Origin of the sequence: Methylobacterium sp. B4 (assembly GCF_003201865.1) — a bacterium.
GTDB lineage: Bacteria > Pseudomonadota > Alphaproteobacteria > Rhizobiales > Beijerinckiaceae > Methylobacterium.
In genome coordinates, this window is the sequence record NZ_QJJJ01000007.1 from 113,937 (window position 1) to 138,337 (window position 24,401).

12 protein-coding genes are annotated in these 24,401 nt (G+C 70.0%); 8 read left to right on the forward strand and 4 right to left on the reverse strand.

The annotated features are described in order from the left end of the window. Positions 1 to 49: 49 nt before the first annotated feature. The 3 genes from BY998_RS11680 (at position 50) to BY998_RS11695 (ending at position 5,836) form a co-directional block, all read left to right on the forward strand. A complete protein-coding gene (locus BY998_RS11680) occupies positions 50 to 2,506 on the forward strand; it encodes a TonB-dependent siderophore receptor (RefSeq protein WP_245421563.1) in 2,457 nt (818 codons plus the stop codon). A 269-nt stretch (positions 2,507 to 2,775) separates the two neighbouring features. Then, positions 2,776 to 4,737, forward strand: a complete 1,962-nt coding sequence (locus BY998_RS11685; protein ID WP_110351790.1) for an alpha/beta hydrolase domain-containing protein — start codon at positions 2,776 to 2,778, stop codon at positions 4,735 to 4,737. Between the two features lie 556 nt (positions 4,738 to 5,293). Further along, positions 5,294 to 5,836, forward strand: coding sequence for a PAS domain-containing protein (locus tag BY998_RS11695; protein WP_110351791.1), 543 nt, complete (start codon positions 5,294 to 5,296; stop codon positions 5,834 to 5,836). A gap of 590 nt (positions 5,837 to 6,426) precedes the next feature. Here BY998_RS11695 and BY998_RS11700 read toward each other — a convergent pair. The 4 genes from BY998_RS11700 to BY998_RS11715 all read right to left on the reverse strand — a co-directional run bounded on the left by BY998_RS11700 (position 6,427) and on the right by BY998_RS11715 (position 13,599). After that, complete coding sequence (locus tag BY998_RS11700; RefSeq protein ID WP_110351792.1) at positions 6,427 to 7,740, reverse strand: HlyD family type I secretion periplasmic adaptor subunit; 1,314 nt, start codon at positions 7,738 to 7,740, stop codon at positions 6,427 to 6,429. Then, positions 7,737 to 9,461, reverse strand: coding sequence for a type I secretion system permease/ATPase (locus BY998_RS11705; protein WP_280952906.1), 1,725 nt, complete (start codon positions 9,459 to 9,461; stop codon positions 7,737 to 7,739). The genes BY998_RS11700 and BY998_RS11705 overlap by 4 nt, the downstream gene beginning before the upstream one ends. An 81-nt stretch (positions 9,462 to 9,542) precedes the next feature. Continuing rightward, a complete protein-coding gene (locus tag BY998_RS11710) occupies positions 9,543 to 11,516 on the reverse strand; it encodes a hypothetical protein (RefSeq protein ID WP_110351794.1) in 1,974 nt (657 codons plus the stop codon). 286 nt (positions 11,517 to 11,802) lie between these two features. Next, positions 11,803 to 13,599, reverse strand: coding sequence for a hypothetical protein (locus BY998_RS11715; protein ID WP_110351795.1), 1,797 nt, complete (start codon positions 13,597 to 13,599; stop codon positions 11,803 to 11,805). A 122-nt stretch (positions 13,600 to 13,721) separates the two neighbouring features. Between BY998_RS11715 and BY998_RS11720 the strand changes: the two genes are divergently transcribed. The 5 genes from BY998_RS11720 to BY998_RS11735 all read left to right on the forward strand — a co-directional run bounded on the left by BY998_RS11720 (position 13,722) and on the right by BY998_RS11735 (position 24,342). Continuing rightward, positions 13,722 to 18,794 (forward strand): hypothetical protein, encoded by a 5,073-nt coding sequence (locus BY998_RS11720; protein WP_146221766.1) that lies wholly within the window; start codon positions 13,722 to 13,724, stop codon positions 18,792 to 18,794. Further along, positions 18,760 to 20,679, forward strand: coding sequence for a hypothetical protein (locus BY998_RS11725; RefSeq protein WP_110351797.1), 1,920 nt, complete (start codon positions 18,760 to 18,762; stop codon positions 20,677 to 20,679). The genes BY998_RS11720 and BY998_RS11725 overlap by 35 nt, the downstream gene beginning before the upstream one ends. Positions 20,680 to 20,687: 8 nt before the next feature. Further along, positions 20,688 to 22,493, forward strand: a complete 1,806-nt coding sequence (locus BY998_RS24330) for a hypothetical protein (protein WP_181425491.1) — start codon at positions 20,688 to 20,690, stop codon at positions 22,491 to 22,493. Between the two features lie 53 nt (positions 22,494 to 22,546). Continuing rightward, a complete protein-coding gene (locus tag BY998_RS24335; protein WP_181425492.1) occupies positions 22,547 to 23,050 on the forward strand; it encodes an SCO family protein in 504 nt (167 codons plus the stop codon). A 107-nt stretch (positions 23,051 to 23,157) separates the two neighbouring features. Then, positions 23,158 to 24,342 carry a hypothetical protein gene (locus BY998_RS11735; RefSeq protein ID WP_110351799.1) on the forward strand — a complete coding sequence of 395 codons (1,185 nt, stop codon included), beginning with the start codon at positions 23,158 to 23,160 and terminating at the stop codon, positions 24,340 to 24,342. Positions 24,343 to 24,401 lie beyond the last annotated feature (59 nt).

Consider the following 24,401-nt stretch of genomic DNA (forward strand, 5'->3'; position numbering starts at 1 on the left):
TCGGCGGATGGCAGCAGGATTGAGCGGATTCGCGATGCTTGCCGTCGCCATGCCGGCCCCGGCGGCAGCGGGCATCGATGCCGGGCGCGGTGCCGGCCTGGACGCTGCGTCCACGATCCGGCCGATCCTGCGTGTCGCGGCAACGGCGCAATCCGAGGAGGAATTGGTCGGCTTTGCGATCCCGGCCGGGTCTCTCGACGAAGCGCTGGCGACCTATGCTGGAGCGAGCGGCGTGCAGTTGATCTACGACGCGCGCGCCTCGGGCCGGCTTCGCTCGGCCGGCGTGTCGGGCCGCCTCGGCCGCGACGAGGCGCTTCGGCAATTGCTCGCCGGCACAGGGCTGGTGCCGCAATTCACGGGAGACCGTATGGCGACCCTCGTTCGGGTCGTGGCTGAAGTTGTGCCCCCCGTCGTGCCGGCCGCGGATGTCACGCTCGATATGCTCGAGGTGATGGGGGACGGTGCGGTCGGTCCCGTCAACGGCTACGTCGCACGCCGCAGCGCGACCGCGACCAAGACCGGCACGTCGATCTTGGAGACACCGCAGGCGATCAACGTGGTCGGCCGCAAGGAGATCGAAGATCGGCAAGCGCAGAGCGTGAGCCAGGCTCTGCTCTATACACCGGGCGTCCTCACGCAGTACGGCACGGACCTGCGCTACGACTGGCTCTATGTCCGTGGCTTCGTGCCCGGACGCTATCTCGACGGATTGCGCCTGCCGTTCGGCGCGCGGGGATACTCGCAGCCGCGCATCGAGTCGTACGGCCTGGAACGGATCGAATTGCTGAAGGGCCCGTCGTCGGGGCTGTACGGGCAGAACTCGCCGGGTGGCCTGCTCAACCTCGTCAGCAAGCGGCCGAGTGCGGTTCCCCTGCGCGAGATCCAGCTTCAGACCGGCAGCTTTGGACGCGCGCAGGCCGCCTTCGACCTGTCCGGCCCCGTCGATCCGGATGGCAGGATCCTGTATCGGCTGACCGGACTCGCCCGCACCACCGGCACCCAGGTGGATTACCTGGAGGAAGACCGGGTCTTCATCGCGCCGAGCGTGACGTTCCGGCCGGATGCCGACACGTCCCTCACGATCCTGTCGCAGTACCTGCACATCGACTCGCCCGGAGGCGGCGCGCCGCAGGGCTTGCCGACGCTCGGTACGCTGTACAGCAATCCCAACGGGCGCATCCCCACCCGCCGCTTCATCGGCGAACCGAACTACGACCGCTTCAAGCTCGACCAGGGCTTCATCGGGTATGCCTTCGAGCACCGCTTCAACGATGTCTGGACCGTGCGCCAGAATCTGCGGTTCTCCCACGTCGAAGCCGACACCCAGCGCGTGCAGGCGATCGGTCTGGCGGCCAACGGCCGTACGCTGTCCCGATACGCCTGGGCGTTCCCGGAGCGCTCGAACCTCTTCAACGTCGACAATCAGGCCGAGGCGCGCTTCCTCACGGGCCCCTTCGCGCACACGCTCCTGTTCGGGGCCGACTACCTGCGCGAGGATGCGCGCTACGACGAGTCCGAACTGCGGATCGTCCCGTCGGTCGACATCTTCGCGCCGGCCTATGCAGGGACGGTCACGCGGCCCCCGCTCGGGACCCGGATCACGCAAGGGCGCAACCAGACCGGCCTCTATGCCCAGGACGAGATCCGCTTGGGCGGCTTCACGCTGACGCTGAGCGGACGGCAGGATTGGGCGGACGCCGTGACCCGCACCCGCACGGTGGCGAGCGGCGCGCTGACCCAGGTCCGCCAAAACGATGCCGCCTTCACCGGGCGGGTCGGTTTGAGCTACCTCTTCGACGGTGGCCTCGCACCCTATGTCAGCTACGCCACGTCGTTCCAGCCGACCTCGGGCACGGACCGTCTCGGTTCACCGTTCGCGCCGACCACGGGCGAGCAGATCGAGGCCGGCATCAAGGTGCAGCCGCCCGGCACCAATCTCCTGCTGACGGGCGCCGTGTTCGACCTGACGCAGCAGAACGTGCTGACGCCCGATAGCGCGGACTTCCGCTTCAACACACAGGCCGGAGAGGCTCGGGTCCGCGGTGTGGAACTCGAGGCCAAGGCGAGCCTGACCGACAGCCTCGACCTGATCGCATCCTACGCGGGGATGAGCAGTGAGTTCACGAAGGCGAATGCCAACGCCGCCGGCGTCAGCATCGTCGGAAACGCGTTGCCGTTCGTGCCCCGGCATCAGGCTTCCGCGTGGCTCGACTACACGATCCGGACCGGGACCCTGGCAGGCCTCGGGTTAGGGGCCGGCGTGCGCTACATCGGCACCTCGGTCGGCGACAACGCCAACCTCTATCGGACCCCTGCGGTCACATTGGTCGACGCCGCGATCCGCTACGACTTCGGATACCGGCATCCGGCGCTCAAGGGCGTCGATCTGGCGGTGAATGCAACGAACCTATTCGATAAAACGCATGTGACGACCTGCATCGCGGCGACAGGCTGCTTCTATGGCAATCGTCAGACGATCCTGGCAACGCTGCGCTACCGCTGGTGACGGGCCGGCTCTCCGAGAGCGCATCGAGGCGCGGTATCGATCGCATCGATCGATACCGCGCGATCCTCACACCACACTTCGGACCGCACCCCGTCATCACCGCGCAGGGGATCTCCACCCGCATCATCGAGCGCTGGACTGAGGCGTAAGGCGACCACGTCGAGCCCTCGAACGGAAAAGCACCGACAGTTCGCGCCTCCCTCTCGACGCCTCTGCTCAAGCGTGCTTGCTGGGAAGACCGGTCGATACGAGCCGGACAGGGAGAGAACATGCGCAACGGTTGGGTTGTGGTCGGCGCGCTCGGCTGCGCTCTCAGCGCTGTGCCGGCTCAAGCACGCATCACAGGCATCGAGGTTACCAGCGTTGAGCCTTTTGCGGATGGCGCTGAGTTCGGATCAGCCGGCAGCTACGAGCGTGTCGTCGGCACGGCCAGCGGAGAGCTCGATCCTGCCGATCCTGCGAACGCCGGCATCGTCGACATCACCCTGGCGCCCCGCAACGCCCGCGGCATGGTCGAATACAAGACCGACCTTTTCATCCTGCGCCCCAAGGATCCTGCTCGGGGCAGCGGCACGCTCCTGTTCGAGGTGCTGAACCGGGGCCGCAAGTTTCTCTTCAACTGGGTCCTCGACGCGCCAGCCCAAGCGGTACAGGCCGTCAACGACCCGAAGACCGCCACCGATGCGGGGACCGGGCTCGTGCTGCGTCGGGGCTACACCGTCGTCTGGTCAGGCTGGGAGGCGGACGCACTGCGCCAGCAGGGCGGTATGGCCATCGACGTGCCGGTGGCCACGCGCGGCGGCAAGCCGATCGTCGAGGTCGTGCGCGACGAACTCGTCAGCGCGACCCGCGGCCCGCCCGAGGCGCCCTTCTATTTGACCTTCAAGGTGGCCAGCCAGGACAAGGCCCGGGCGCAGCTCACCGTTCGGCGCCGGGAGGCCGATCCGCCGCGGCCGGTGCCGTCCGACGCCTGGCACTACGCCACGCCGCGTCAGATCGAGCTTCTGCCCAAGGGCACCAAGCCGCTGCCCGGCTCGCTCTACGAATTCACCTACCAGGCCACCGAGCCGAAGGTGCTCGGGATCGGCTTCGCCGCCACGCGGGATGTGGTGGCCTATCTCCGCGGCGAGGGCGGCGGCACGCTCAACCCGGCGGGTGGCACGATCAGGCACACCCTCGCGCTCGGCATCTCGCAGAGCGGGCGCTATCTGCGCGACTTCATCCAGCAGGGCTTCAACCGGGACGAAGCCGGCAAGCGCGTCTTCGACGGCGTTCTGTCCCACATCGCGGGCGTGGGCGGGGTATTCCTCAACAGCCGCTTCGGTCAGCCCTCGCGCACCAACACGCAGCACGAAGACCACTTATACCCCGAGAACATGTTCCCGTTCTCGGCCGCCGCCCAACACGATCCCGTTACCGGGCGGACGGGCAGGATCCTGCGAGAGGATGGCTTCGATCCGCTGATGATCGAAGCCAATACCGGGACCGAGTATTGGCAGAAGGGTGCCTCTCTCCTCACGACCGATCCGCTGGGCCGCACCGATGTGCCGCTGCCCGACTCCGCGCGCGCCTACCTGGTTTCGAGCGGCTTCCACTATGGGCGTGCCGGCCTGGCCTCGACCAAGGGACCCTGCGCGAACCCGCGCAGCAGCCTGAACCCGGCCCCGGCGGTCCGGGCGCTGCTGGTCGCGCTCGAGGAATGGGTGAAGGCGGGTAAGGCACCACCGGAGAGCCGTGTGCCACGCCTGTCCGATCAAACCCTGGTCGAGGCGGCCGATATCGGCTTCCCGTTCATGGTCGGTGTCCCCGTCCCGACGGCGCCGAATGCGATCGCGCGCTTCAGCACCTACGTGGATCCCCGGCCGGAAAGCGGGCTGCAATATCGCCCGCTGGTCCCGCGGGTCGATGCCGACGGCAACGAGGTGGCCGGCATCCGCTTGCCGGCCGTTGCAGCCCCGCGTGCAACCTTCACCGGCTGGAACCTGTATGCCGATCCGTTCCCCGCCGGGGCGCTGTGTGACCGCGAGGGCAGTCAGATCCCGTTCGCACACACGCGGGCCGAACGGGACGCGGCCGGCGATCCCCGCTTGTCCCTCGAGGAGCGCTATCCGGATGCGGACGCCTACATCGCTGCCGTTGCGAAATCGGTCGACGCGCTCGTATCGGATCGCCTCCTGCTGCGTGAGGACGGCGATCGCATGATCGAGGCGGCTCGGCAGCGCACGCCGTAACCGCCGACCATCCCTGCAATCGGGTTTCTCCTCACAACACGCGCGCATATCGGTCATTGCCACGATCGAGCGCGTGCAAGCGATCGAGAGCCGGCCGCACGAGCGGGACCGGCCGTGAGCCCCTGCTCCGTCGCCGTCTCCCCGGCCGGCATGCTCGCGAGCGGGAAGCCGGCCAAGGACGCGCGCCTACCTGCTCACCCGGTCGAGCCAACGCATCAGCCCGGTGGACGACGCACCGGGCGAGCAGCCGCATGCGTGGTCCGAGGTCACCGCCGGGTCGATCGCGATGTTCGCCTTGGAGACGCCGGAGGAGGTGGGACGGACGTCGTGCCTGGAGCGGCGCGTATCGAGATCGGGCAACTGACCTCCCGCGAATAAGGCATCCCCTGCATCTCCATCTCGGCTGCTTCGCTGCAGCGAATGGTGCTGATGTGGACGGCTCAGGGGCAGGCGCGCAGCGCACATCTTCACGCTTCTGTGATGTGACGATAAAGAAATATGCTGCAGGATCAGGAAAATTCAGCAATCTAAACCCGCATAGGTGTGACTGCGAGCCATGATCTGGGTCACCGACCATAAAGGCCATGTCACCTATATCTGTCGTCAATGGCAGAGTATGACTGGCCAGGAGCCCGCAGCAGCCCTGAAAATGGGCTGGGTGGATGCAATTTATCCTGACGACAGAAGCTTAGTCGTAGAGAGTTTTGCCGAAGCTTGCCGGCGTCAGGTCGAGTTTATGCTTCGCTTCCGCCTGCAGCGTACAGATGGCACCCACGTCTGGGTTCTCGGCGGCTCCTCGCCCACGTTCACGCCTCTGACCCACGACTTCGTTGGCTTTTTAGGTGTGTTGAGCCAGTACGAGAACGAGGCATCAGACCTCATCGCCACAGCCGAGATTGGCAGCTTCACGCCCGGTCGGGCCACAGGCGAATTCGCCCCATTGTCAAAACTGGATATCGCCGCTGACCATCTCATCGCAGCGAGAGCGATCACCGTGGAGTACGGGGCTGACGTCGCGAAGGCCATCGACCATGCGCTTCATGTGCTGGGCCAAGCGCTTAATCGCGAGCAGACGGGATCACCGAGAACGCCTCATTAACCGGCGACGTCCTCCGCCTCCCGACACCACATGGCATGGGCCCGCTCGCGTGCCTCGAAGGCAGTCCGCAGCAGCGTATCCGGCGCGCCCCGCGCCTCCGACAGCAGGATGAGTCCGATGTCGCTCGGCTTGCAGTCGAGGACCTTTGCTGCCTCACACCGTCAGGTCGCGTCGGTAGCAACAAGGCGCACATCGTACAGTGCGGGAAGTTTCGCTGGATGTCTGGTCCCGCTGTGTGGCGGTACGACTGACGCCGCATGGAGTGACGCGCGATGGGACAGGTTCTCCACGGCAGCGCCACGACGCCAGAGACGGTCCGTCGGGCAATCCAAGCTCTTCAAGAGAGCATAAGGGGCCATTCTGGCCCGCGAGTCTCCACGCCTTCGACGTTCTCGGCAGCATTGGCGACAGCGGACATGCCGCTTGCCCGCCTTCGATCTTGACGGCCCTGAAGCTGTCGACCCGATCGACACGCCACCGATTGCGAGCCCGAGGCGGAAGGCGTCGTTCCATTCGTCGGACTGCGCCGACGGCCACTCATCCGTGCCTCCCCCACCGTTCACCCGCGCAGCGTCCGGAAGCCTGCAGCCTCACTTCTCTCGGAAGGCCCGGCGTGCTTGGTCGGCAAGCGGCTTGGTAAGATAGGAGAAGACCGTCCGGTCCGCGGTGCGGATGAAGGCCTCCACGGGCATGCCCGGCACCAGTTGCGCCCCGGCGAGTCTAGCGAGTTCCTCTTTCGTCACGGAGAGCCGAACGAGGTAGTAGGACACCCCCGTGCGCTTGTCCTCGCTGACATCGGCCGCGACCCTGCTCACCGTGCCCGCGAGCTCCGGAGTCACGCGTTGGTCGAAGCTCGGAAAGCGCAGCCCCGCTCCCTGCCCGACCCGGACCCGGTCGATATCCTGAGGCGCGACTCTCACCTCGGCGACAAGGGTATCGGCGTTTGGCACCACAAGCATGATCGCTTCACCCGGCGAGATCACCCCGCCGACGGTGTGAACGCTGAGTTCGTGCACGTATCCGGCCTGTGGCGCGCGGATGTCGATGCGCTTGAGCTGATCGAGGGCGGTGACTTTCTGCTCGACGAGGGTCGCGCTCTTGGCCCGGATTTCGGCGAGTTCCTTGGCGACCTCGCTGCGCAAATTCTGCTCCAACTGGATGACCTGCAACTCCGTCTCGGAGACCTTGCCCCGGGTCCCAGCGATGCTCGCGACCAGCGCTCCGCGCTCGCCCTTGATCCGCGCGATCTCACGCTCCAGGCTCGTCACGCGACTCATCTGGATTAGATTCTTGCGCCAGAGGTCCATGACCCCCTGGTACTCACGCTCGATGATGTTGGCCTCCTGACCCTTTGCCTCGGCTTGCTCGGTCATCCCGCGGATTTCCTCCGAGAGTTGCCCGACCCGCTCCTTGAGTTGCGCCTTCTGCCCAGCCAGCGCTTCGCGGCGGAAGCGGAACAGGCGCCGCTCGCCGTCGACGATTCGGGCGACCTCGGTGCCCGCATCGAGGAGGTCCTTCGAGAAGGTCACGTCGGGCCGGCCGTCGCGCTCCGCCTCCAAGCGGGCGGCCCGCGCCTCCAATTCCCACAGGCTCTTGGTGACGGCGTCGAGGTTGGCCCGCGTCGTGGTGGCGTCGAGCCGGATCAGGAGTTCGCCGGGGCGGACCCGGCGGCCCTCCTGCACGTTCAGCTCGGCCACCACGCCGCCGGTTGGGTGCTGGACCTTCTTGATGTTGGTCTCCACCACGAGCGAGCCGGTCGCGATGATGGCACCCGAGAGCTCGGTCGCGCCGGCCCAAGCCCCTGCCGACAGCGCCAGGCCGAGCACGGCGAGCACCCCGACCATGTGCCGCCGGAGCGAGCGCCGCGTGGCCGGGGACGCTGAAGGGGCGGAGGTGTTCGTCATGCGACCCTCGTCGGTACGGAGCGGGTCAAGGCGGCGAGCTTCTGCAGCACCTCGTCCCGGGGGCCGTCCATCTGCACCCGTCCTTCGTTGACGACGAGGATGCGATCGACTGCGGTCAGGGCACTCGGGCGGTGGGCAATCACGACGGCGACGCCGCCGCGGGCCCGCACCGCCTGTACCGCCGCCGTCAAGGCGCGCTCACCCTCGACATCGAGGTTCGAGTTCGGCTCGTCGAGCACCACCAGGAACGGGTCGCCGTAGAGCGCACGGGCGAGCCCCACGCGCTGGCGCTGGCCGCCCGAGAGGGCGAGCCCGCCCATCCCGACCCGGGCATCGTACCCGCCGGGCAGGCGCAGCACGACCTCATGCACGCCGGCCGCGCGGGCCGCAGCGAGCAGGGCTTCTGGGTCGGGATCGGCATCGAAGCGGGTAATGTTCTCGGCGATGGTACCGTCGAGGAGCTCGACATCCTGGGGGAGATACCCCATCGCCCGGCCGAGCACGTCCGGGTCCCACTGGTCGATCGCCGCGCCGTCGAAGCGCACCACCCCACGGCAGGGCCGCGCCAAGCCGACGAGAGCCCGCGCGAGGGTCGATTTGCCGGAGCCGCTCGGCCCGATGACGCCGAGTGCGTTGCCGGGCGCGAGGGCGAAGCTGACATCGTGGAGAACGAGGTTATCCGTGCCGGGCGCCGCAAGCGAGACGCCGGTGACCCGAACGCTGCCCCGTGGGGCCGGTAAGGGCGTCACGGCGGCCGGCTCCTGAGCCGGCACGAAGGCGGCGATCCGCGACCAAGCCTGCCGGGCAGCGGCGACGGAGCGCCAATTGGCGATGGCGATGTCCACGGGGGCGAGTGCCCGGGCCGAGAGGATGGTCGCTGCGAGCATCACCCCGGCCGTGGCTTCGTTCCGCACCACCAGCAGTGCGCCGAGTGCCAGTATCCCCGATTGCAGCATGGTGCGCAGGAGGCGGGCGATGCCGCCGAAGGACACGGCGAGGTCGGTGCCATGCCCGGCCACGTCGAGGTGACGCTCGTGGCGTGCCCGCCACGCCTCGGCGACCCGTCCGCGCATGCCCAGCGCCGTCACCAGAGGCCCGACGCGGTGGGCCATGTCCCCATGCGCGCGGTGTTCGGCCGCCGCCACGACCGCCTCCCGCGTCGGGCCGGCGCCGGCCCGATCGGTGGCGAGGGTGAGGACGCAGAGGAAGAGGGCCCCGCCGGCGACGGTGAACCCGATCCAGGGATGGAAGAGGAAGCAGACCGCGACGTAGAACGGCACCCAGGGCAGGTCGAAGAACGCCGAGAAGGCAGGACTCGCCAGGAAGCCGCGGGCCGTGTCGAGGTCGCGCAGGGCCTGCGGGCCCTCGTCGCCGCGCACCGCCTCGGCGCTGCGCCGGAGAAGTTGGCGGAAAGCTCGCGCCGCAAGGCGCTCGTCGACAAGCCGGGCAACCCGGACGAGGATTCGCGCTCGGAACACCTCCATCAGCGCCTGGAGCAGGAACAGGATCGCGGCGATGCCGGCGAGCCCGGCGAGGGTGGCAAGGCTGCGGCTCGGGAGCACCCGGTCGTAGACCTGAAGCATGAACAGGGGGGCGGTCAGCATCAGCAGGTTTACGAGTCCGCTCAGCAGCATGACCGTCGCCAGCGGCCAGCGTGCCTCGCCAATCGCCCCCCACGCCTCCCGCCGCCCCGCCGAGGATCCGGCACGCTCATCCGCCACCCGCCGCCCTCCGCTTGGCTGCCCGTGTCAGGCCCGTTGAATGGTGAAGGGCCGCCCCGCGCAGGCGGGACGGCCGCCGTCTCAGAGCCCGAGCAGGTGAAGACCCAGGCTCGGGGCATGGTGCTGCGTGTCGGTGGCATGGGTATCCACGTGGCCGCCGAGGTCGAGCGTGGCCATGCCGAGGTCGAGATGGACGCCCGGCTCGGCCTGCGCGGAGGTCGGGGAGGATGCCGGCGTTAGATCGAGGACGCGCCCGACCAGTGAATCGATTCCGCCGCCACTGCTTCCGGGGAAGGCAATGCCGTCGCCCGAAAGCAGACTGACGCCGAGCGCCGGCGTCTGGCTGCCGGAGTCGAGCGCGCTGACCTGGATCGCCTGGTCCGAACCCGTGCCGGAAGAGAGCAGGTTCGCATCGAGGGCGGGGTGGTCGGTCTGGGGCCCGATGCCCAGGTCGATCAGTGGGGCGGGGCCGGTCCCGCCGGCGCCGGTGCCGGACAACCCGCCGAGGAGACCACCGAGCAGTCCGCCACCGGTGCCGCCCTCGCTCCCGCCGCTCCCCAGGACGTCCCTCACGGTGTCGACGAGTTGGCTCGGCAGCCCGCCGGCGCCGTTTCCGGTCGCCCCACCGACGACGTCCGCGACCGGCTGGAGAATCCCGCCGATCCCCGACTCGCCCGCATTGCCGTCGAGGATGGCCGTGACCGGTTGCAACAGGCCCCCGTTGGCCTCGCCCCCGGCCACGTTGTCGAGGATGGCGGTGACGGGCTGGAGCAGGCCGCCGCTGTCGCCGCCGCCAGTCACATCGGCGAGCAGGTCGGTCGCGGGCTGCAAGAGACCGCCCACCCCCGAGCCACCGGAGGCGCCGTCGAGGATGTCGACCACCGGCTGAAGCAGGCCGCCGCCCCCGGTCCCGAGGGTCCCGGTCACTGCGCCCGTCAGATTGCCCACCGCGCCGAGGATGTCGCCCACATCGGAGAGGACCGGCGTGAGCGCTGCCGTCCCCTCGCCGCCGAGCAGGCTGCCCGGCAGATTGACGACATCGGTGAGGAGGTTGCCCGGCTCGCCGAGATGACCAAGGCCCACGGTCTCGCCGAGTTCGGTCACGCCGTGGACGACGCCGTTCAGAACCGGCACGTCGTGGCCGATCTGTTCGAGCGTGGCGTGGAGGTCGAGCACGGCGCCGTTGGCCACACTCGAGACGGGCCCGAGCAGGCCGGTCGAGGAGAGCGGACCGCCGGATGCGGCCGGCGAGAGGACTTGGTTCACGAGGTTGCCGGCGGCGTCCGTGACGTCGCCGAGATCGTGCAGGAGTGGGCTGACGGCGCCGAGACCGCCACCGGCGAGCACCGCCCCTGGGAGGGCCGTCACATCGGTGAGTAGATTCCCGGGCGTCCCGAGATGGCCGAGACCAAGCGACTCGCCGAGATTCGTCAGTCCGTGGATCGGGCCGTTCAGCGACGGATTCTGGTGGCCGACCTGCTCAAGCTGAGCGTGGAGTTCGAGCACCCCCTGATTGAGGGGCGCGGCGACCGAGGCGAGGAGGCCGCCATTTCCAAGTGGGTTGGTACCGGTCGCGGACCCGACGATCCCGCTCGCCGATTCGATCAGCGTACCGGTCGCGTTCGCGACGTTGCCGGCATCGGTCAGGACGGTTGGGATGGAGGTCGCGTCGCCGCCGAGCGCCAGCGCGAACGCGTCGGTCACGAGGTTGCCCGACGCGTTGAGATGGCCGAGGCCGAGCGTCTCGCCGAGGTTCGTCAGGCCATGCAGGGGACCGTTGAGGGCAGGCACCTCGTGTCCGGTCTGCTCCAGTTGTGCGTGGGTATCGAGCACGAGCGTGTTGGCAGTGGCCGCCACAACGTCGGGCAGAGGACCACTTTCGTCCGCAACGGGATCACCGACGATCGCAGTCTCCACGAGGGATGCGACGGGACCCAGCCCGGAAAGTTGGCTCGTCGAGGTGGCCGCCGGCACTGCAAGCAGGTCCGTCCCGGCCAGCCATTCCAACGTGCGGACCGACGGCAGTCCTAGGACGGATGGGATAGCTTCCGTCATGTTCGATCTCCTTCGGAATTTGAGCTTCCAGCATCCGAAAGGATCAAGTCAGTATTTCGCTCCAAAACAGAGAAGCAAAAGAGCTTTCCTTGGACGGAATATCGTCAATTACTTAAGTATTTATACTTTATATTAACCATCTCGACCAAGTCGTCCTTCGAGACTCCGACAGTCCACTAATTCTTTGTGCCCCCGCGGCGACCGCGACCACGGTCACCCGTTCGGGGCCGAGGCCGGTCCGGGGTGTGCGCCGACGACGATGGGTAGAGGCGCCACCGGTCCGGTTTCAGTCTCCGCGGAGTTCCCGCGCGATCCGTCGCTTCTTGCGCACGACTCCCGACGGCAGATGCGCGGCATGGACTTTCCGGAGATGCGCCCTCGCCTTGGTCAGGTCGGCCTCGTAGCCTCGGGCCGCGCAGGCCGGCTTGTGCGGCTTCATCCAACCGAGCGCGGCCGTGTAGATCAGAAAGGCGGGGGTCGTGTTGCCGGGGTCGATCGGCAGACGATGCGTCACCGCCTCTCGATAAGTCTCCCAATCGTCCCGCGCGATGAGCGGTTGCCGCAGCCCGATCGCGCGCATCAGGAGCGGCTTGTCCCAGACGAGGATGGCCACGCGCTCTTCGTCTCGCGTCGGGTGGAGGACGCGCAGCCGCGTCTCGGGCGCTGTGAGGACGTGCCCGGGTACGCCGGCGTAGCGGGCCGAGAGCGTGTAGCGGCCCGGCTCGTCGAAGAGCGCGCCGTCGGCGTCGAACGCGACGAAGATCCCGTCGAACGCGACTCGCTGTCCGGGGCCCAGCCGGCGCAGCCGGTGATCCTGGCAGAGGGCGAACGGGGAGCGGACGATCCGAACCTCACCATGCGGCTTCACGATCGTGACGGTGAGGAGGCCGTCGCTCGGGTCGAACGCCTTCGCGTAGCGCAGCGAAGTCGTTCCCTCGTTGACGAGTTCCACCTTCAGGAAGACCGGTTCACCGAAGACGTAGTGCGGCTTCAGCGGGCCGATCTCCAGGCGCGGCCGGGCTCGCTCGTCCCCGTCCTCCGGCGCCGGAACGTGCCGAAAGGCGGCGTCGCCGACCCTTCCGCCGCTCAGGAGATCGCTTCGTCGCGCGGCGTAGGCGCAGGCCCCGGGGGCGATATCGGCATGCGGAGCGTGACAGAGGAAGTGCCGCTCGCGCTCGTCGAAGCTGTGATCGAATTTCTTCCAGAAGACGTCCGGGCCGAGGCGGCTCGGATAGTTCATCCAGGTCAGCGCGGTGTCGCGCCCCTCGTCGAAGGCGTGGGGCAGGTTCAAGCCGTGCCCGATCTCGTGCACGAGGGTGAAGAGAATCTCGCGCTTCCAGTTCTCGCTGCCCGGGGCGTGCTCCGCGATTCCCTTGGAGGCGAGGAAGACCGCGACGCCCTGGCGGGGAAAAGCGTCCTCGTCCGTGCTCACGTCGTACAGGACACCGCTGACGTCCCCGTAGCCGCGCCCGTCGAAGCGCCCGCCCATCAGGACGTTGAGCCACCAGGGGTCGGCGGCGCGCGCCGGAGGCTTGCCCCAGAGCGTCATGAGCTCGTGCAGCTCGGCCGGCGTATGAACGGTCCGGCCGTAGGGATCGGGCCGGACGGTCAGGCGCGGGACCGGGGAGACGGCGATCGACGCCTTGGCCAGACAGGACGCCACGTCGGTCCCGCCCGATCCGCCCAGGAGGCTGTCGTCCGGAACGTCGAAGCCGTCGATCGCGTCGACGACCAGGGTCAGACGCCTCAACGCGGCGCCGACGCGAGTGAGCCCGGCGCGGATCGGACCCGCGCCGAAATCACCGCTGAGGGTGATCGTATCCGCCCCCGCCCTCGCGATCCGCGCACGGACCGGGGCGGCGGGCCCGGACGCCGGGTAGAGCATCGCGTCGAAGGCGATGTCGGACCCCGACTCCACGATGTCGCTCCAGCTGACGAACGAGGCGATCCCGGCCGGACCGCCGCCGAGATCCGCACTCACCGCCACGACGGAACCGGAGGCTCCTCTCTGCAGACGCAGGCGAATCTCCTCCCCCGTCCGCCGATCGACGAATTCGTAGAGACCTGCCTCGATTCCAGACATGCACGAATCCCGGGTGAGCCCGCGAAGATTTGGGCGAAACTGATGAGTTCGTAGCCCGATTGCAAGTTGCGCCGATTTGGGATTACCATCAACTGGTCTTCGATCTGTCGACGGGTGATCCCATGTCGAGGGTTGGCCAGCCGGGAATTCTCGAATCGGTTTTCATCCGGCCCGGTTGGGCCCGGTGCGTCACGGCAGCGCTCGCCGCGACGGTCCTGACCGCGAGCGCCGCCGCCCAGCCGACCCGCACCGTGCGCGCCGACATCGTCGCGCTGGACCAGTTGCTCGTCTACAACCGCTTCGGCTCGTTCAACCCCTTCGGCATGGTCTTCGCGCTGAGGCGCGACGTCTCCGCGCTCGAGGACGACGCGGCATCGGCCATGCGGCCGGACGCCGATCGCTGCGGCGAGGCGCTCGGCACGGAGGCGGGCAAGGGGGCGCTGGTCCCCGGTCGGGTTCGGCTGCGCGACTGCAAGCGGCCGCGCCCGCTGATCCTGCGCGTGAATGCCGGCGACGTCCTGGAACTGCGGATCGGCAACCTGCTGCGTCCCGACCAGCCCGGCATCAGCGGCGCCTATGCGGACGCTCCGCAGCAGCGTGGTCCCGGTTTCTGCGAGATGGAGCGCAGCGCCGCCGCGCAGGCGCCGATGCGGGCCGACATCCTGCACGGCTTCGACACGCCCCTCGTACCGCCGTTCCGACCCTCGCAATGCCGCGAGGCCGAGGCCGAGGCTGAAGCCGCGCAAGGCGGCAAGGCGGCGAACGCCCCGGGCGCGGACTGGCCGCGCACCCGCGGCCTGTCCCTCGTGATCCCGGGGCTGGAACCGGTCCCCGTGGACGGCAGGATCGACCCCGCCTGCAACGGTCTCGGGGCGATCGCGCCCGGTGCCGGTCCGATCGTCTGCCGCTGGAAGACGGAGCGGGAGGGAACCCACCTGTTCTCCAGCCTCGCCGCACCCGCGGGCGGTGAGGGAGAGGGCGGCTCGAACACGCACGGGCTGTTCGGCGCGGTGATCGTCGAGGCCAAGGGCAGCCGCTACTTCCGCAGTCAGGTGACGGCCGCCGCCTTCGACGCGGTCTGGGGCCGGAAGGCGGGCGCGAACCCGCACGCGCGCGGCGACAGCGTCTCCTTCGCCGCCGCGGTGCCGGACCCGGCCGCCGGCGATCCCGACCGCGCCGGTTGCCAGACGGTGGGCGCCACCGTGCCGGTGATCGAGATGACGCGGCCCTGCCCGGTCAGCGAGGTCGTCGAGATCGTACACGGCGACCTCAACGCGGTCGTCGTCCCGGGGCAGGACGACCCGCCCGCGCCGATCGACTCGACCGCGGACGAGACGGCGCGCCGGCAATGGCGCGAGCGGCACGAGGCGCGCGCACCGTTTCGCGAGTTCAGCGTCGTCTTCCACGACGAGCTCAAGACCTACTACGCCGACGCCTTCAAGCAGCTCGCCCGCTTCGGCCAGCTCTCCGGCATCCGCGACGGATTCGCGATCAACTACGGTGCGAGCGGCGTGGGCTCGGCGGTGCTCGCCAACCGCCTCGGGATCGGGCCGGCCGCGAATTGCCCGGAATGCCTCTACGAGGAATTCTTCCTCGAGAGCTGGGCCAACGGCGACCCGGCCCTTCTCGAAGCCTTCCCCGACGATCCGTCGAACGTCCACCACTCCTATCTCAACGACAAGGTCGTCTTCCGAAACTTCCACGTCGGCAAGGAGACCCACGTCTTCCACTTGCACAGCCATCAGTGGTTCGCGGGCAACGATGCCGGGCGCGGCGCCTATCTCGACAGTCAGACGATCGGGCCTCAGCAGGGCTTCACCTACCGGATCTACCACGGCGGTCTGGAGCGCTTCGCCGCCGAGCGCGGCGGGGCGGAGGCGCCCGGCGGCTGGTGGGACTCGCTCGGCACGGGGAACCGGAACCGCACGCCCGGCGACGCCATCTTCCACTGCCACCTCTACCCGCATTTCGCGCAAGGGATGTGGGCCCTCTGGCGCGTCCACGACGTCCTTGAGGACGGCTCGCGGCTCCTGCCCGATGGGCAGGATCGGCCGGGCCTGTCGGTGGCACCGAACCCGCGCAAGGGCGTGGTGCGGGCCGGGAGCGTCGGACCGGCCGGCGAGTGGGTCGCCCCCGGGCCGGGCGGGCGCCGCGCCCTGGGCACGCCGGTGCCGGGTCTGGTGCCGCTGCCGGGGCACGGCCTGCCCCCGCTGCCGACCTACACGGCCGCCGCCGCGGCGCCTGAGCCGAACAAGGACGTCAGTACGGACGCCGTCCCCGGCTACCCGTTCTACATCGCCGGCCGGCCGGGCCACCGCTCGCCGCAGCCGCCCCTGGACATGGCGCGTGCGGAGGTCGATCCGGCCGGAGGCCTCGAGCCCCGCCATATCGCGGCGCTCGCGGGCCGCAAGCATCTCGACGGCGGCCTGCCGCGCCACGTCGTCACCGGCGGCGTGGCGGTGCCCCGCGTGCTCGCCGACATTCCAGCGCCCCTGCGCGACAGGACGCGCGAGGCCGGCGGTCTGCTCGCCCGGATGCTGGCCCGCGGCGACATGACATCGGATTTCGAGCGTCTCGACATTGAGCTGCTACCCCAGGAGGGCACCGTCCTCGAGCGCAACGCGATGCGGTTCCACGCTCATGGCAGCAGCGTCGCGGTCATGGCGGCCAACGGCGCCGATCTTCTGCCGGAGGCGCCCATTTCCGAGCCCGCCAAGGTGTTCCCCTCGGGGAGCGAGCCCCTGCCGGCGGATCCCAAGACCCGCCTCGACCCGGCGCGCGGCGCCTACCCGATGCCGCGCATCCCGATCGACCAGCTCTCCGGCGAGGCCCGGCTGCAGCAGGGCGGCTGGTTCGCGGTCAACGGCGCGAACGGCGCGAACGGCGCTCCGTTCGCCGACCCGTGCGGCGCGCCGCTCCTGTTCGGGCAGACGGGCGGGCCGAAGCATCGCCGCTACGACGCGCGTCTGGGCGAGTGGCAGGGCGAGCCGGTCCCGTTCGCGTCGATGCAGAACCCCTTCAAGCCGGATGCTCCGCTCGTACCCGACCCGGGCCTGCTCGGCTTCCGCCGCTTCCACGTCTCCGCCGTCCCCCTGACGCTCGTGGTCAACCGTGCCGGCTGGCACGATCCGCAGGGACGCACCAACGTCCTCTCGGCGGAGGCGCACGCCACCAAGAACAGGATTCGCTCCGACGCGGAGCCGTTCTACTTCCGGGCCTTCTCGGGCGAGTGCCTGGAGGTTCGCCACACCAACGAGACGCCGAAGGATCTCGACCTCGACGACTTCCAGATGAAGGTGCCGACCGACACGATCGGCCAGCACATCCACTTGGTCAAATTCGACGTCACGTCCTCGGACGGCAGCGGGAACGGCTTCAACTACGAGGACGGCACCTTCGCCCCGGACGAGGTGCTGGAGCGCATCTGCAAGGCGACGACCGCTGGATCCGTGACGCGCCGGCCGGGCGAAGCGGCGGAGCGCTTCGAGCCGATCGCCAGCCGGTCTCCGACCGAGTGCGGCGCGGAGTTCAAGTCGGGCCTGCGGCGGCTGCAGCGGCTCGAAGCCGACAACATCAAGTATTTCCAGACGACCGTGCAGCGCTGGTTCGCCGACCCGATCCTGTCCGATACGGGCGAGGCGGGCCGGCGGGGCGTGGCCGACCGGACGATGCGGACGGTCTTCACCCACGACCATTTCGGCCCCTCGAACATCCAGCAGCACGGCTTCTACTCGGCGCTGCTGATCGAGCCGGCGAGCCATGCGGTCTGCGCGATGGCCGAACCGCGCTCCGCGACGGGCGACGGCAAGCTCTGCGTGCTCGGCCCGGCCGCCAGGGCTCACCCCTCCCTGCCGACGCTCGCCCTCGACCCGTCGCGCCATCTCGTCGGCGCACGGGCGAACGTGCTCGACTACGGAACCGATCGGCTCGGCGACGGAGCGTCGGGCGATCCCCTGCATCTCGACGCGCGCGAATACGCCATCGCGATCGCCGATTTCGCGCTCCTCTACGACGGGCGCCGCGACGATCGCGCGGAGCTCGCCTCGGGCGGGATCGACCAACTGATCCGCGAGGCGGAGAACCCGGCTGCCGGCCATGCCGAGGACGAGGCGGGCGAGAGTCCCCCTGCCCGCTTCCTGAGCGATCAGGGTATCGCGCTGAATGCCGGGGAGCGCGGCGCGCTCGCGCAGCGGCGTAACGACCTGCGCACGGCCCACGGACGGCCGGTGGCGCCGCCGCCGCGCCCCGAGGCGATCTCGCAGAAGCACCACGATCCCTATCTCGTGAACTACCGCAACGAGCCCGTCCCGCTGCGGATCGGCACGAAGGCCGGCTCGGCGCAGCCAGCCTTCGTGTCCAACCCCTGCCGCACCGCCGGTGCGATGGCGTCCCTGCCCGGCGCGGGCGAGCGGGCCGACAGCATCGACCGGCAGCGCTCGACCGAGCCCGGAGGCGGCGGGGACCTCGCCGACCTGTTCAAGTCGGACGTGCACGGCGATCCCTGCACGCCGATCCTGGAAGGGCTCAGCGGCGACCGGATCGTCGCCCGGATCATCCAGGGCGCGCAGGAGGTGCAGCATACCTTCATGGTCGAGGCCCGCACGGGCCGGCGCAACGTCGACCAACCCTTCCCGACCGAGCGTCCGATGGGTCCCGAAGGCGACCCCGCCGCCTCGCGCGCGGCCGCCTGCGCCGCGCATCCGGTCGCGAAATGGGGAGACCCCCGCGCGTTTCCCGCCTGGGCCAACAAGACCCCGACCACGGCGCCGAACTGGCCGCGCTTCGAACGGCTGCTGGCCGGATGCGACAATCCCATGGGATTCGTCGCGGCCCAGGAGATCGGCATCTCCGAGCATTTCGAGATCGGCGGCCTGTTCTCCGCCTTCCGCTCGGAGATCAGCCCATTCCTCAGGGCCGGAAGCCCGCGTCCGGAGGAGAGCCCGGCGCTCGATCCCTCGGCCCGCCCTGCGCTGGACCGGCTCTACCATTTCGGGTCGACGGACGCGGTCTGGAACGGAGCCTGGGGTCTCGTGCGCAGCTACGAGAGCCCCGATTCCCCCGACCTCTCCCGCTGCCTCTGGCGCGCCGACATCGGAGGCGTTCGATGCCTGCCTGCGCTCGACGCTCGATCCGATCTCCGCGCGGCTCACGCCGCTGCGCGTGCTGCGCCGATCCCTCAACGGCCAGAGGGATGACGAGGATACGCTTCGGGCCCCGACGCCGAATGCCGGCGCGTCTGGCCCGCTCTCGTTCCGCCCGGTCGCACCCGGCGAGCGCCTGTCCTGCCGGCCCAACGCGAAGGCGAGCGTGGTGGCGGTCCGGGCCGACGCCGTCCTGCCGAACGAGGCGGACGGCCGCGCCGGGCTGCGCTACGGCGAGCGCCTGTTCGATCCGGACGGCCTGCTTCTCGTGCCGATCGCCGATCCCCCCCCGAACGTCGATCGCGCGGGCCTGATCGCGGCAGCCAGAGAGGCCCTTGGTGAGGCTCTTGGTGCAGACGCCGTCGCCCCCCTCGTCATCCGCATCCGGGCGGGCGATTGTCTCGACCTGACCCTGTTCAATGCGCTGCCGCCCGACAGCCGCGCCTGCACCGGACGGAAGTCGGGCGACCGGTTCGGCGACGCGCCGATGCCGAAGATCGTGCCTCTGAACCTCGATTGCGACGGACGTCAGTTCGGCGAAAGCAAGAGCTTCGACGAATGGGGAGAGAGCGGCGGCAGCCGGCCCGACATCGCCCCCTCCGCCCGGCTCGCGCTCTCGATCCCCCTGCCGGCCCCCCAGGGCAAACCGGCGGGCACCCTGCCGGTCGGCGTGAACGACGTCGTAGCCCTTGCCCCCGCACCCTTGTCCGGGCCGGCGCCGCGGACCGCGACGGAGTATTATGCGGGCTTCATCTGGGCCGACGAGGACAAGCTCGCTTCTGAGGCCAAGGCCGAGTTCAAGAAGATCACCGCGCCGGCCCCGGCTTCGCAGACACGGGATCCGGCGCAGGCCATCGGCGCCCGTTTCGGGGCGCGCAGCCTCGTACCCCTCGGCGAGATCGCATGCAGCCCCGATGTCCAGATCGTCGCTCTCGGACGTCACTTCTGCATGGTCGGCGATCCGGATACGGGGCAAGTCGATCCCCAGGCCGCCGGGATCCTGAAGGATGGACGCGACCTCGTGCAGGCGCGCCTCGTCGAACGCTTCGCCGACCCGATGCTGGCCGACCGGATCGTCCGCAAGATCCCCTATGCCTTCGGCGTCCTGCCGATCCGCTCGGTCGGCGACATCGTCTCGCACGGCGCCCACGGCCTCCTCGGCACCGTCGTGGTCGAGCCGGAAGGGGCCGAACTGCGCAGCGACCGGGGTTCCGCCCAGCATGCCGCCGCCCTCGACATCGGCCTGCCCTGCCTCGACCTCGCGCGGACGGACGGTCAAGCGCCGCCGGCATTCTGCGCCGACGACGCGGGGGCCGGAACGATCCCCGGCGCCGACATCCGGGAACAGGTCCTCGTCTGGCAGGACGGGCTCAATCTGCGCGGACAGTTGCGCCCGGCGGTGAGCGACCGCGGCTCTCCCGGCAGGCCGCTGCCGGACTGCACCGTCTGCGACGATTCCTACGATCTCGGCGAGAAGGGCGTGAGCTACCGCTCCGAGCCCTTCTTCCACCGCCTCGTCCTCGCGGGCAGCGTCCCGGGTCAATTCGGGCTGCGGTCCTACCCCCGGGATGGGGACGACCTGAACACCGTTCTGTTCCCGCCGGACTTCTTCGTCGCACCCCCTGCCACCCCGGCTCTCGCGTCGGCGCCCGGACAGGAGCTTGCGATCCGGATCGCACATCCGGCGGGGCGCGCCCGGCAACGGGCCTTCGTGCCCCTCTTTGCCGGCTACGACGACCTGTTCCCGGGCTTCGGGTCCGGTCACTCGGCGCTGATCGGGCCGGGCAAGGCGCTCACGGCCTGGGCAAGGGCCCCCGCTGCGGCGGGTTGCTACCTGTGGCGGGACGGACCGCAGCCCATGTTCGCGGGCGGCACCTGGGGCCAGCTCAGAGTCGGCGACGCGCCCGAGACGTGCCGTCCCGACGCGTCCGCTCCTTAGGACGACGCGTGTTCGCCCGCCGCAGCCTGCCGGCCGTCTTCCTCGCCCTCGCGCTCACGCCGGGTTCGGTTGCGCAGGTGCAGCCTCCCAGACTCGCCGTCGGACCGGGCCAGCAGGTGACGATCACCCTCGCGGCGCGGGAGGAGGCTGGGAGCGGCCTCAGGGCAGGCGAGGATCTGAAGCTCACGCTTGCCTATTCCGACCCCTCGACGGGCCGCGCCGTGGCGGTGGACCCGCCGCGCGCTTGGCTGCGTCGCCTGCGCTCGGAGGCCCAGCCGAGTTGCGCCAACGCGGCCTGGGCCGCGCGGGCGACCGGGGCGATCTCGCAGGACGACATCCCGCTCGAACGCAGCTTCGTGCTGGCGTTGGGACGCGACCGGGATGGCGGCGAGCGCCTGAGCGTCATCGACCCACGTCACAACCTGAAATCCGCCAACCTTCTCAGCGTGACCCCGCTCGGGGAGCCCGTCTCGTCGCTCCTGCTCCACGAGGCCGCGGCCTCGGCGCTCGTCAGCCGCCCCCGAACAGGCGACGTCCTCGCCGTCCGCCTTCCCTGGGGAGGCGCGCGGCCGTTCACCGGGGAGCTCGATCGCCCGACGGCGCTGGTCCCGCTCGGAGACGACATCCTCGTTCTCGACCGCCCCGATGCGCCGCGGCTGGTCCAGCTCGCGGCCTCGGGCGTTCGCCGTCGGGTCCACGAGATCGGACCGGGCCCCGCGGCGCTCCGGGCGGCGGGCCGCGGCCGGGCGGTCGCGACGGCCTCGGACGGCTCCGCGCTGCTGCTCAAGACCGGCCGCGAGCCTGCACGTTTGCCGCCGGGAGCGCTGGCCGGCACGGTCGCGGCGGGCGGCGGGGTGCTCGCGGAGGCCGGCCCGGGGGCCGCGGCAAGGGTGCGCTGGCTCGACGATCCGGGCCGGACGCGGACGCTTCCCCTCTCGTTCGAGCCGGAAGGAATGTTCGTCAAGGACGATGGCCGCTTCGCGCTGGCGTGGTCCCGTGCGGCCCGCGCGGCCGTCGTCCTCGATCTGGCACGGCTTCACGCCTTTCCGGCCCTGGCGCTGGCCGACCCGGTCGATGAAGTCGTCTCCGCCGGCTCCGCTCTCGTTCTGACGCACGGCGCCGTACCGCAGGCGACCGTGATCGACCTCACGCCGACCCACACGGGACGGGAACCGGTCTCGCGGATGGTACGGATACCGGCCGGAGAAAAGGGCGAGACCGGTGGCGGTCGTCTCGTCGGGTCCGACCGCGGCGCCAGCGCGCTGAGCGTACGGCCCGGCTCCGATCTGGCCGTGACGATCCCGGCCGGGGGCGGCCTCACCGACCAGCCGACGGCCGTCCTGACGATCCGCGGCGACCGACCCCGCCAAATCGCCCTGTTCGAGCAACGCTTCGAGCCTCTCGCCACCGGACGTTTCGCGGCCCCCGTCCGGCTTCCCTCCGGGGGCATCTGGGAAGTCGTCACGACGACCGGACCGGGCGGTGTGACCGCCTGCGCCGCCTTCACGGTGGAGGGAGCCGATCCGGCCAGCGACAGGCCGGCGGCCCTCCGCCTCGTGAGCGGCGCCGTCCGCGCCGGGGAACCCGGCCGGCTGACTTTCGCGATCGACAACCGGCCCGACCGGCTCGCGACGGGCCCCGTCGAGCTGCTGGTTCAGGATCTGGATTACGGGCCATCCCGGCTCGTCGTCGGATCCCTGTCGGCGCGTTCGGAACTCAGCGCCGAGCTGATCTTTCGGCAGGCCGGACACTACGCGATCTCTCTGCGGAGCGAGGAGCCCATCGCCCCCTCGGTGGTGACGGTGTTGCCGTGAACCCGATCTGCAGGGGGATCGTCGCGGCGCTGCTTCTGAGCGGCGTCGGCACGGTGGACGCGCAGGAGACGCGAACGGCGACGACGCAGCGCGCTGTCCGTCTCTTCGACCGGTCGCTCGTCGACACGAACGGCGTCCCGCGGCTTTTCGTCAGCGAGATCCTCGCGCGAGGCCCGGTGCTCGTGTCCTTCACCTTCACCGGCTGCACCGCGTTCTGCCCGGCGGCCGACATCGTGATGGACGACGTCGCCGAGCGGCTGAAGCGACGCAATCCCGGCGGCGTGCGCCTGATCACCCTCACGCTCGACCCGCTCACCGACACACCGGAGCAGCTTCGCCGGGAGCGGGCGGCATTCCTGCATCCGGACCGCACCTTCCTCACCGGCCAACCGGACGATGTCTGGGCCGTCCTGGACGGTCTCGGGGTCGAGGGCGGCACCCGCCAGGACCACGACCTGGCCTTCCTGCTCATCGGCCGCGGCGGCGCCGGCATCCGAACGCTGTCGGGGCTTGCCGGGGCCGAGGAACTGGCAACGCTCGCGGGCGATCTGCGCTGATGCCGGCCGCATCGTCCGGACGATCGCATCCCGGACGATGCGGCCGATTCCCGGTGACGCGCCGCCTCGTCCCGGGAGGGGGCGACCGCGTCTCGCAACGAGGCTTTGTGTGGGCTCTCCCGATCCTGCTCCTCGCTTGGGCCATCCCCGTCGCCGCGCAGGACGGCCGCGCGCTCTATCACGGTCTCGGACCCGACCCGCCCAGGGCCCGGATCGGCCGGATGGAGAGTCGGGGACTGACCTGTGCGGGCTGCCACGGCCGCTTCGCCGAGGGCGGCAGCGAGGGCCGCATCCCCGTCCCGGCGATCGACCGTGCGGCCCTGCTGGCCGCCGGGGCCTACGACGCAGCTTCGCTCCTGCGGACCTTGAGCGAGGGCGTGACACCGGACGGGCGGCGTCTGGCGGCGACGATGCCGCGCTTCTCCCTGTCCGCGCGCGAGGCGGAGGCGATCCTGCGCTTTCTCGGCAACGTCGCGCAGGAGGATCGCGCAGGGGTGACGGGCGAGCGCGTCGTGATCGCGGTGTCGGCCGCGGGTAGCGGCGAGGCCGATGCCCTGAGGCTGGCCCTCGAACGCCGGTGGGACACGGCTGGACCGCGTGCCGTCCATGGCCGCGGGCTGCACTTCGTGACGCTCCCCCCCGATGCGACGCGCTGGCCCACCGCCGACCGTGCGCCCGATTTCTTCCTGGTCGTTGCGGCGGGGCGCGGCGAGGCAAGCATCGACCTCCGGGCCCTCGCGCAGAGGGGCATGCCTCTGATCACGGCGCAGTCGGAGGTCCCCGCCGGACTCGACGCCGTGCGGATCGCTCCCGGTGCGCCGGAGATGCAGGATCGGCTCTCAAACCTCGTTCGTGCGGGAGGCGTCGAGATTCGCGAGCATCCCCCGCCCACGCTGTCCGAGTCCGATCGCATCTTCGTCGTGACGGGAAGGGAGCCCTCACTCACGGCTCTCGCCGCCTCCGGGCTGCCGCTGGCGAGCCGCCGTGTGGTGCTGACCGCCGCGCTCGCCCGCCGAGCGCCGAACGCCGTGGCCGAATTGCTGAAGCGTGGCGCCGAGGTCGTCGCCCTGCATGCGGCCGCCGACCGGGCCGATCCGGCGAAGCTTGCCGAATTGATCGTATCGATCCTCGCCAGGACCCTGGTCGAAACCGGGCGGGATCTGACGAAGTCGCGCTTTCTCGCCGCCCTGCGCCGTCTTCGGATCGAGATCGAGGGCTGGCCTCCGATGGATTTCAGCCGAAACCCGGCAAGCGACGCGATCCAGGCGATCCGCCTCACCCGCGATCCGTGAGACGTGCGCGCCCCCGCGACGGAACCCGCTCGGTTTCGCATCGGGACGCCCGAAAGGAT

Excerpts from the sequence above, each read along its gene's own strand:
- BY998_RS11680 (WP_245421563.1), top strand. The coding sequence starts at position 50 with ATGCCGGCCCCGGCGGCAGCGGGCATCGATGCCGGGCGCGGTGCCGGC.
- BY998_RS11685 (WP_110351790.1), top strand. The coding sequence starts at position 2,776 with ATGCGCAACGGTTGGGTTGTGGTCGGCGCGCTCGGCTGCGCTCTCAGC.
- BY998_RS11695 (WP_110351791.1), top strand. The coding sequence starts at position 5,294 with ATGATCTGGGTCACCGACCATAAAGGCCATGTCACCTATATCTGTCGT.
- BY998_RS11700 (WP_110351792.1), bottom strand. The coding sequence starts at position 7,740 with ATGACGAACACCTCCGCCCCTTCAGCGTCCCCGGCCACGCGGCGCTCG.
- BY998_RS11710 (WP_110351794.1), bottom strand. The coding sequence starts at position 11,516 with ATGACGGAAGCTATCCCATCCGTCCTAGGACTGCCGTCGGTCCGCACG.
- BY998_RS11715 (WP_110351795.1), bottom strand. The coding sequence starts at position 13,599 with ATGTCTGGAATCGAGGCAGGTCTCTACGAATTCGTCGATCGGCGGACG.
- BY998_RS11720 (WP_146221766.1), top strand. The coding sequence starts at position 13,722 with ATGTCGAGGGTTGGCCAGCCGGGAATTCTCGAATCGGTTTTCATCCGG.